2 protein-coding genes are annotated in these 1,265 nt (G+C 26.9%); both read right to left on the reverse strand.

Features of this window, described 5'->3' with window-relative positions:
* Window positions 1-36: 36 nt before the first annotated feature.
* The gene (locus ACUSRV_RS17010) at window positions 37-927 is read right to left on the reverse strand and encodes an IS3 family transposase (protein ID WP_490143129.1); all 891 of its coding nucleotides are present in this window, start codon (window positions 925-927) and stop codon (window positions 37-39) included.
* Complete coding sequence (locus tag ACUSRV_RS17015) at window positions 897-1,196, reverse strand: transposase (RefSeq protein WP_490143130.1); 300 nt, start codon at window positions 1,194-1,196, stop codon at window positions 897-899. Before ACUSRV_RS17015 ends, ACUSRV_RS17010 begins: the two co-directional genes overlap by 31 nt.
* Between the last annotated feature and the right edge of the window lie 69 nt (window positions 1,197-1,265).

The following is a 1,265-nucleotide window of genomic DNA, read 5'->3' on the forward strand; positions in this document are numbered from 1 at the left end:
TTGAAGTGATACCCTAAAAATAGACACACGTAACCCCTATGCAACATCAACATGGCTTCTATACTCAATTGGAGCCATGTTTTTAAGTTTCTTTTGAAATCTAAAATTGTTATAAAAATGAATATATTTGTTTACAGCATTAACTACATCACTTTCTGTTTTAAAAGTATTTAAGTATATAAGTTCACATTTAAGATGTCCGAAGAAACATTCTATACATGCATTATCCAAGCAATTTCCTTTTCTAGACATACTTTGTACTATTTTATTAGATTTAAGTATAGTATTATATAATCTAGATGTATACTGTACTCCTCTATCACTATGAATAATACATCCTTCTAATTTATTTTTAGATATTAAATTAAACATAGTATCAATAACTAAATCATTATTATTTCTATTACTTATGTTAAATTCTAATATTTCTCGATTGAATAAATCCATTACTACAGATAAATAAAGTTTTTTATTATTAAACTTTATAGTTGTTATATCGGTAACTAGTTTAGTATTAGGCCTTTCGGCTTCAAATTCTCTATTAAGTATATTGTCTTCTACTATAGCTGCCTCACAACCCTTGAAATATGGTTTTTTAGCTCTAATTTTTGACTTAATATCTAATTCTTTCATAAGCCTATATATTTTTTTCGTATTTACATTGATGTTAAACTTTTTAGTAATAGCAGTTTTAATTCGTCTATATCCATAAATGCCATCAACTTCGTCGTAACATACAGATATCATATCTTTAACAGTCTTGTCATGTGTATCCTTAATAGTTATAGTAGATATTCTTTTTTCCCATTTGTAGTATCCACTTCTAGAAACATTTAATAGAGAACATAGTAGTTTAACTGAATATCTAGATTTAAGATCATTTACTATTTCATATTTTATTTTTTTAGGACATTCCCCCTCTCCCATTTTAATATCTTTTTTAATATATCATTCTCTGCTTTTAGCATTAAAATTTCTTCATCTTTTGTTAATTTAGAGGTCTTTAACTTAGCTACTTTTTCTTTCTTATCAAAAGCACTTTCTCCAAATTCTTTATATTTTTTTATCCAACCACTAAAGGTTTTCTGATCTCCTAATCCTAATTCTTTCATTACTTGAGCCTGACTCTTACCACTTTCAATATATTGCTTAACTGCATTTATTTTAAATTCACTTGAATATCTTTTACTTGACATAAAAATCACCCCTTTACGCTAGTCTACACTAGGGTTTAAGGGGTGTCTACTTAAAGGGGTTCATTTCAT

Source organism: Sporacetigenium sp. TC11 (genome assembly GCF_058146105.1).

Coding starts and splice junctions, on each gene's coding strand:
- ACUSRV_RS17015 (WP_490143130.1), bottom strand. CDS start 1,196: ATGTCAAGTAAAAGATATTCAAGTGAATTTAAAATAAATGCAGTTAAG.
- ACUSRV_RS17010 (WP_490143129.1), bottom strand. CDS start 927: ATGGGAGAGGGGGAATGTCCTAAAAAAATAAAATATGAAATAGTAAAT.